Origin of the sequence: Micromonospora sp. SL1-18, from assembly GCF_047921505.1 — a bacterium.
Taxonomy (GTDB): Bacteria; Actinomycetota; Actinomycetes; order Mycobacteriales; family Micromonosporaceae; genus Micromonospora.
The window spans coordinates 1-7,780 of sequence record NZ_JBLROA010000120.1 but is presented as its reverse complement, the minus strand read 5'-3'; the positions used below and the strand labels follow the sequence as shown (position 1 = coordinate 7,780).

The following is a 7,780-nucleotide window of genomic DNA, read 5'->3' as shown; positions in this document are numbered from 1 at the left end:
GCACCCCACCACACCAGGGCGTCTTCCTCGGCCGTCCACGGATGTTCAACCACCCCCGACCGGCCGGCATTCCAGGCTGGCGACGCCCGCCGACCACCCGCGAACCGGACACCAGACCGCAGAACACCCAGACAGGCGACCACAGACCCCCGATGATCCACTCCGTGTCCCGCAAACGGCGACATCCGGCACACACCGACACCACGACATCCCGCACATCGAGTAGTCGGTCACCACACACCCGACGCACAACGGCGCGACACGGGGTAGCCCGCCGTGACCGGCGCAGGGAACCAGGCCTGACCGCCCGGCGCCGGGCACGGCGGGCCATACCCGAAACCGCTGGTCAAACGCGGTGCCGGGCCACACCCGGAAACCGCAAACCAGACCGCCGATCAGGGCTCGAACTTGTAGCCGAGGCCCCGGACGGTGACGATGTAGCGCGGCGCGGACGGCTCCGGCTCGATCTTGGAGCGCAGCCGCTTGACGTGCACGTCCAGCGTCTTGGTGTCGCCCACGTAGTCGGCACCCCAGACCCGGTCGATGAGCTGCCCCCGGGTGAGCACCCGGCCCGCGTTGCGCAGCAGCAGCTCCAGCAGCTCGAACTCCTTGAGCGGCAGCTGCACGGGGGCGCCGTCCACGGTCACCACGTGCCGCTCGATGTCCATCCGGACCGGGCCGGCGGCCAGGGTCGGGGTACCCGACTCGGTCACCTCCGCGCTCTGCCGGCGCAGTACCGCCCGGATCCGGGCGACCAGCTCCCGCGGCGAGTACGGCTTGGTCACGTAGTCGTCGGCCCCGATCTCCAGGCCGACCACCTTGTCGATCTCGCTGTCCCGGGCGGTGACCATGATGATCGGGACGTGTGACCGCTGGCGGAGCTGGCGGCAAACCTCCGTACCCGACATCTCCGGCAGCATCAGGTCGAGCAGCACGATGTCGGCACCGGTTCGGTCGAACTCGGTGAGGGCGGACGTGCCCGTCGCGGCGACGGACACCTCGAATCCCTCCTTACGGAGCATGTAGGACAAGGCGTCGGAGAACGATTCCTCGTCCTCGACCACCAGTACGCGGCTCAACGGGGGTGTTTCCTTTCCTGTCGGTCGAACCTACCGAAGCTCGGCCGGGCCGGCCTCGATCCCAGCGGAGGAGAGTGTCGCCTCCAGGTCGTCCGGGGGGCGGGCGGGCAACCGGAGGGTGAACGTCGACCCCCCACCAAGAGTGCTCGACACATACACCCGACCGCCATGGTTGCTGGCGATGTGTTTGACGATGGCCAGGCCGAGGCCGGTGCCCCCGGTGGCCCGGGAGCGGGCCTGATCGGCCCGGTAGAAGCGCTCGAAGATCCGGTCGACCTCGTTCGGGGCGATGCCGATGCCCTGATCGGCCACGGCGATCTCGACGTGCTCGTCGGTTGCTCGCGCGGTCACCCGGACCGTGGTGTCCTCGCCCGAGTAGTTGATCGCGTTCTCCACCAGGTTCGCGACGGCGGTGGCGAGCTGGCTGTCGCTGCCGTACACGGTGAGGCCGCGCTGACCGTCCACGACGATCTCCACGCGGCGAACGGTGGCCGCGGTCCGGGTCCGGTCGATCACCTCGGCGATCACCCCGTCCACGGAGACCGGCTCCGGGGCGGGCTGCGGCTCGGCGCCCTGGAGCCGCGTCAGCTCCAGCAGCTCCTGCACCAGTCGGCCCAGCCGGGTCGACTCGTGTTGGATCCGCTCGGCGAACCGTCGGGCGGCGATCATGTCCTCGGACAGCTCGGGCGTACCCTCGCCGGCCGGCTCGGTGGCATCCACCAGCGCCTCGGCGAGGAGTTGGAGAGCACCGATCGGTGTCTTCAGCTCGTGGCTCACGTTGGCCACGAAGTCCCGCCGGACCCGGGCCAGCCGGTGCGATTCGGTGACGTCGGCCGCCTCGATCGAGATGTATCCGGCACCCAGGCCCATCGCGCGCAGGTGCACGCCCAGCGGGTTGTCCCCCGCGCTGTCGCGACCGCGCGGCAGGTCCAGCTCGATCTCGCGCCGCACGCCGGTGCGCCGGACCTGGCCGGCGAGGGTACGGATCAGCGGGTGCGCCGCGATGGATCCGGGCGCCGTGCCGGCCCGGAGCAGACCCATCGCACGCGCGGCCGGGTTCACCAGCACCGGCACGTCGTCCGGGTCGAGCACCACCACCCCGGCGCGGAGCGAGTCGATGGTCTTGCGGCCGAGCCCGGAGAGCCCGCCCTGATGCTCGTCGGGAATCGCGAGCCTCCCTACACTCCGACGGGAGCCTTCGCTGCCCGGCAGCGCCGACCGGCGCCATCTTCGGACGGGTCCGGACAGCAGCAGCCCGGCGACCAGTCCGGCCACCAGAGCCACGGCCACCTCGACCGCCACCGCCCATTCCACCCGGCGATCGTAGAATCAATGTTCATCTGACGACCGGACGGAATGGGACGAAGCACGCTCACTTCCGAAAAAGTTCACTCGTGGGTCCCGCGTCGTTCACCCGGGTTCACCGTGGATCCGGTCACCCCCGCCTACCGTGGGTCGCGCACCTGCTCACGCCGTGGGCGGCCCGCCCGGCCGTCGGCGGCCACCGACCCCAGGAAGTGACGATGCGCGACGAGTTCCGGGCCGACCTGCAGATTGTCAGCCAACTGCTGGTGGACATGGCGGAGGGGGTGCGCGCCGCCATGCGCCAGGCCACCACGGCCCTACTCACCGCCGACCGCGCGGCTGCGGAGCGGGTGACCGCGGGGGACGCCGAGATCGACGGCCTCTACCGGGACGTGGAGGAGCGGGTCTGCGACCTGCTGGCCCGGCAGGCGCCGGTCGCCTCTGACCTGCGCGCCATGATCACCGCCCTGCACGTGGCCGCCGACCTGGAGCGGATGGGCGACCTGGCCGACCACGTCGCCAAGACCGCGCTGCGCCGACACCCCTCGCCGGCGGTGCCGGCCGAGCTGCGGCCGGTCTTCACCGACATGGCCGGCATCGCCGACCGGATCGCCGGGAAGATCGGCACGGTGCTGGCCCGGCCCGACGCGACCATCGCCGGCGAACTGGACAGCGACGACGACGCCATGGACAACCTGCACAAGAATCTGTTCGCCGTGCTGCTCGGCGACGACTGGCCGTACGGAGTGGAGACGGCGATCGATGCGACCCTGCTCGGCCGCTTCTACGAGCGCTTCGCCGACCACGCGGTGAACGTCGGCGAGCACGTGGTCTACCTGATCACCGGGGAGACCGCGACCGCCTGAGAGCGAAGGAGGGGCCCCTTGTCAACACCAAGGCGTTGACAAGGGGCCCCTCCTTGCACCGTCAGCGGCCCTGGTTGGCGACCGCCGCGGCGGCCTCCTTCGCGGCCGTCGGGTCGAGGTACGTGCCACCGAGGGTCTGCGGGCGCAGGTCCGGGTCGAGGTCGTAGCGCAGCGGGATGCCGGTGGGGATGTTCAGCTTGGCGATCGCCTCGTCGGAGATCTGGTCGAGGTGCTTGACCAAAGCGCGCAGCGAGTTGCCGTGCGCCGCCAACAGCACCGTCCGGCCGGCCAGGATGTCCGGCACGATCGAGTCGTACCAGTACGGCAGCATCCGCTCGACGACGTCCTTGAGGCACTCGGTCCGCGGCATCAGCTCGGTCGGCAGCAGCGCGTACCGGGGGTCGCCGACCTGGGACCACTCGTCGTTGTCGTCGATCGGCGGCGGCGGCGTGTCGTACGACCGGCGCCAGAGCATGAACTGCTCCTCGCCGTACTCGTCCAGGGTCTGCTTCTTGTTCTTGCCCTGGAGCGCGCCGTAGTGCCGCTCGTTGAGCCGCCACGACCGGCGCACCGCGATCCAGTGCCGGTCGGCGGCGTCGAGCGCCAGCTCGGCCGTACGGATCGCGCGGCGCAGCACGCTCGTGTGCACCACGTCCGGCAGCAGGTTGTGCTCACGGAGCAGCTCGCCGCCGCGTCGCGCCTCGCTCTCCCCCTTGGCGGTCAGGTCGACGTCGACCCAACCGGTGAAGAGGTTCTTGGCGTTCCAGTCGCTCTCGCCGTGCCGCAGCAGGACCAGCGTCCCGATGGTGGGCCCCTCGCTCGCAGTCATGCGGATCATCCTGCCGTACCTGATGGGCGGACACGCGGGGACCGGTGGTGACGACCACCACGTGGAAAACCTGATGACCGGCGTTCCGGAGCGGGACTAGGTTGTAAGGCGCTATACAGATATTGGTCATTACCAAAACGGGGGCGTGGGGATGCGAACGGTGCAGGGCTGGTTCCGGGACACCACGGGCGGGCTACCGAGATCCTTCTGGTACCTCTGGACCGGCACCCTGATCAACCGGCTCGGCTCGTTCGTCCTGGTCTTCCTGGCCATCTACCTCACCCAGGCACGCGGCTTCTCGGCCTCGCAGGCCGGCCTGGTGATCGGGATGTGGGGCGTCGGCGGCGCGGTCGGCACCACGATCGGCGGCACGCTGACCGACCGGTGGGGACGGCGGCCCACCCTGCTCACCGCGCACCTCGGCGCGGCCACCATGATGGTCGCGCTCGGCCTGGCCCGGCCACTCTGGGCGGTCGCGCTGGGCGCCCTGCTGCTGGGTTCGTTCGCGGAGATGGCCCGTCCGGCGTTCGGGGCCATGATGGTCGACGTGGTGCCGGAGAAGGACCGGCTACGCGCCTTCTCGCTGAACTACTGGGCGATCAACCTCGGCTTCGCCTGCGCCGCGGTGCTCGCCGGCGTCGCCGCCCAGGCCGGCTACCTGCTGCTCTTCCTGGTCGACGCGGCGACCACCCTGGTCACCGCACTGATCATCTTCGCCCGGGTCGGGGAGACCCGGGCGACCGGCCCGGTCGTCAAGGGCGCGGCCCCTCCCGCCGGTGCCCTCCGGACGATCCTCACCGACCGGGTCTTCCTGGGCTTCGTGGCGCTCAACCTGTTCGCCGCGCTGGTCTTCCTCCAGCACATCTCGATGCTGCCGATCGCGATGGGCGACTCCGGCCTGAGCCCCGCCACGTACGGCTCGGTGATCGCGCTCAACGGGGTGCTGATCGTGGTCGGTCAGCTCTTCGTGCCCAAGCTGATCAAGGGCCGGAGCCGGTCGCACGTGCTGGCGCTCGCCGCGCTGGTGATGGGCGTCGGTTTCGGGCTGACCGCGTTCGCCGACGCGGCCTGGTTCTACGGCCTGACGGTGCTGATCTGGACCCTCGGCGAGATGCTCAACTCGCCGTCCAACGCCACCCTCATCGCCGAACTCTCCCCCGCCGCGCTCCGCGGCCGCTACCAGGGCGTCTTCTCGCTCTCCTGGCAGGTGGCCGGGGCGGCCGCCCCGATCCTCGGCGGCCTGGTCCGGGAGCACGTCGGCAACAGCACACTCTGGCTCGGCTGCGCCGTCATCGGCGGCGCGGTCGCGGTCGCTCACCTCGTCTCCGGCCCCGCCCGGGAGCGGCGCGCCGCCCAGCTCCGGGCCCCCGCGGCGCCGGTCCGGCCCGTCACCGTGGTCGGCAAGCCGGCCCCGGAGGTGGCCGGGGCCGCCGCGAACGCACCCGCCGAGCCCGTCCACGCAGCCTCCTGAGGTACGCCCCGATGCGGCGCTGGTGGGACGACACGGCCGGCGGGCTCCCCGCCACCTTCTGGTACCTCTGGTCCGGGCTGCTGATCAACCGGGCCGGTGCCTTCGCGATGCTGTTCCTCTCGCTCTACCTGACCGCCAAGCGCGGCGCCTCCGAGTCCCTCGCCGGGTTCGTGGTGGGGGCGTTCGGGGCGGGTGGGGCGGTCGGGACGCTGCTCGGTGGGGTGCTGGCCGACCGGTGGGGGCGACGGGCGACCATACTCGCCGCGCACCTCGCCGCGGCCGGGCTGATGGCGGGGCTGGCGTTCAGCCGGCACCTGGCGGTGATCGCCGTGCTCGCCGCGCTGGTCGGCTTGGTGCACTCGATGCCCGGCCCGGCGTTCGTCGCGGCGATCGTCGACGTGGTGCCGGAGGAACGCCGCTCGCGCGCCTTCAACCTCCAGTTCTGGGCGTTCAACCTCGGCATGGCGGTGGCGTCGCTGCTGGCCGGCGTGCTGGCCGAGGCCAGCTTCGTCGCGCTGTTCCTGGTCGACGCCGCGACGACCCTGGCCGCCGCGGCCGTCATCGCGCTGAAGGTCCCGGAGACGCTCGCCCGCGCCGCCCGGCCGTCCGCCACCGGAGGCGCGCCGGCTGAGCCGGTTCGTCCCGGCCGGCTCCGGCGACCCGGTCTGCACACCGCGCTGACCGATCGCACGTTCCTCGTCTTCGTCGGGCTGACCTTCCTGCTGGCCGTGCTGGCCCAGCAGACCTCCACGATCATGCCGCTGGCGATGCGGGCCGACGGCCTGCGTCCCTCGGCGTACGGGCTGGTGGTGGCGCTCGGCGGCGCGCTGATCGTGGTCGGGCAGCTCTTCGTGCCGCGGCTGATCGAGCCGTACCGGAAGTCGAGCGTCCTCGCGGTCTCCACCGGGTTGATGGCGCTCGGCTTCGGCACCCTGGCCGTCGCCGACGACCTGCCGCTCTACCTGGGCGCGGCGGTGGTCTGGACGGTCGGGCAGATGCTCGCCGCACCGCCGAACGCACAGATCAACGCGGAGCTGGCGCCGCCGGAACTGCGGGCCCGCTACCAGTCGGTCTTCTCCCTGGCCTTCCCGATGGCGTCCTTCGTGGCGCCGGCGCTGGGCGGGCTGAGCCTTCAGCACCTGGGCGAACGGCACTGGCTCGTCGTCGGCGGGCTGGGCCTGGTCGCGGTGGTCGGTCACCTGCTCGCCGGGCCGTCCCGGGAACGCCGGGTCGCCGCATCGCTGGCACGGCGACGGGAGGCGGAGCCGGTACGCGGCTGAGCGGATGCGCGAGCGCCCACCCCGACCCCCGTCGTGGTGGGCGCTCGCTCCGTACACCCGGCGGCGGCGGGCGACACTCACCCCCGTAAGCGTCGCCCGCTCGCGCCGCCGGTTCCTCGGATGGCACCGTCCCCCAACGGTGTGCTCCACCCGATCCCTCGCGCCTCGCCTGCGCGGACCTGATCGATCCGCCGCTCCCCCGAACGATTACAAGCGTGGCGCGGTGCAATAAAGTTAGTTCGCCCGGGATTCTGGATTCAACTCGGAATGCTGTCTTGCCCGTCACAGCACCCGTGTCGGAAATCCGGCTACCCCTACTTCGGGCCATGCGTTGACCAACAGCGGGTTCCCGCCAGCCATTCCCGCAAACCTCAGGCGTCCTCCCGATCGGGGTTCTCCGTACGGAAGAAGTTGCTCTGCCGGCCGTCCCGCATCTGCTCCTGGTAGATCAGGTTCAGGCCGCGCAAGTCGAAGGTCCGGAACCAGTCGTCCCAGGTGATCTCTCGGATCCGGCTGCTCTCCCGGTACCCGGGGATGTTGAACGTCAGCACGCCCGGCCGGCCTTCCCGTTCGGTGCCGGCAATTGTGGCCGGCTTGGCGCCACGAGCCCGCGCCCAGCGCTGGATCACCTCGTGGTTGGCGGTCACCAGGCTCCGACCGGGACGTTCCGGACGATCCTGCAGTGACGTGATCTGCTGGGATGACCGGACCGAACGGGCTGATGACCGGCCGGTCCGGACCGGTGTCGCCGCCGTACCGCCCGCGGAAGGCACCGCCCGCCCGCCCGTACCGGCCGCCGTCGTCGCAGGTCGCGCCCGCGTCGTCGCCGCCTTCCTCGCGGGGGCCGCCTTCCTCGCGGCGGGTGCCTTCTTGGCTGCGGCCTTCGTGGCGGGGACCGTCCGCTTCGCGGCGGGTGCCTTCTTGGCGACGGTCTTCCTGGCGGGGACCGT

At 71.4% G+C, this 7,780-nt stretch carries 6 protein-coding genes and 1 pseudogene; 3 read left to right on the top strand and 4 right to left on the bottom strand.

The genetic code is table 11. The features are described 5' to 3' along the window. Nucleotides 1-395: 395 nt before the first annotated feature. On the bottom strand, nucleotides 396-1,079 hold the full coding sequence (locus ACNAW0_RS29285) for a response regulator (protein ID WP_416291272.1): 684 nt from the start codon (nucleotides 1,077-1,079) through the stop codon (nucleotides 396-398). A 30-nt stretch (nucleotides 1,080-1,109) separates the two neighbouring features. After that, on the bottom strand, nucleotides 1,110-2,393 hold the full coding sequence (locus ACNAW0_RS29280; protein ID WP_416291271.1) for a sensor histidine kinase: 1,284 nt from the start codon (nucleotides 2,391-2,393) through the stop codon (nucleotides 1,110-1,112). Between the two features lie 209 nt (nucleotides 2,394-2,602). Between ACNAW0_RS29280 and phoU the strand changes: the two genes are divergently transcribed. Further along, on the top strand, nucleotides 2,603-3,250 hold the full coding sequence (gene phoU, locus ACNAW0_RS29275) for a phosphate signaling complex protein PhoU (RefSeq protein WP_416291270.1): 648 nt from the start codon (nucleotides 2,603-2,605) through the stop codon (nucleotides 3,248-3,250). A 61-nt stretch (nucleotides 3,251-3,311) separates the two neighbouring features. Here phoU and ACNAW0_RS29270 read toward each other — a convergent pair whose 3' ends face one another. After that, nucleotides 3,312-4,079, bottom strand: coding sequence for a phosphoglyceromutase (locus ACNAW0_RS29270; RefSeq protein ID WP_416291269.1), 768 nt, complete (start codon nucleotides 4,077-4,079; stop codon nucleotides 3,312-3,314). Nucleotides 4,080-4,230: 151 nt separating this feature from the next. Here ACNAW0_RS29270 and ACNAW0_RS29265 point away from each other — a divergent pair, with 151 nt between their 5' ends. Together ACNAW0_RS29265 and ACNAW0_RS29260 are read left to right on the top strand one after the other, a co-directional pair. Then, complete coding sequence (locus ACNAW0_RS29265) at nucleotides 4,231-5,550, top strand: MDR family MFS transporter (RefSeq protein WP_416291273.1); 1,320 nt, start codon at nucleotides 4,231-4,233, stop codon at nucleotides 5,548-5,550. Between the two features lie 11 nt (nucleotides 5,551-5,561). Beyond that, nucleotides 5,562-6,830, top strand: a complete 1,269-nt coding sequence (locus ACNAW0_RS29260) for an MFS transporter (protein WP_416291268.1) — start codon at nucleotides 5,562-5,564, stop codon at nucleotides 6,828-6,830. Between the two features lie 371 nt (nucleotides 6,831-7,201). Here ACNAW0_RS29260 and ACNAW0_RS29255 read toward each other — a convergent pair. Beyond that, nucleotides 7,202-7,780, bottom strand: a pseudogene (locus tag ACNAW0_RS29255) (hypothetical protein); the annotation flags it as partial.

Coding starts and splice junctions, on each gene's coding strand:
- phoU (WP_416291270.1), top strand. CDS start 2,603: ATGCGCGACGAGTTCCGGGCCGACCTGCAGATTGTCAGCCAACTGCTG.
- ACNAW0_RS29270 (WP_416291269.1), bottom strand. CDS start 4,079: ATGACTGCGAGCGAGGGGCCCACCATCGGGACGCTGGTCCTGCTGCGG.
- ACNAW0_RS29265 (WP_416291273.1), top strand. CDS start 4,231: ATGCGAACGGTGCAGGGCTGGTTCCGGGACACCACGGGCGGGCTACCG.
- ACNAW0_RS29260 (WP_416291268.1), top strand. CDS start 5,562: ATGCGGCGCTGGTGGGACGACACGGCCGGCGGGCTCCCCGCCACCTTC.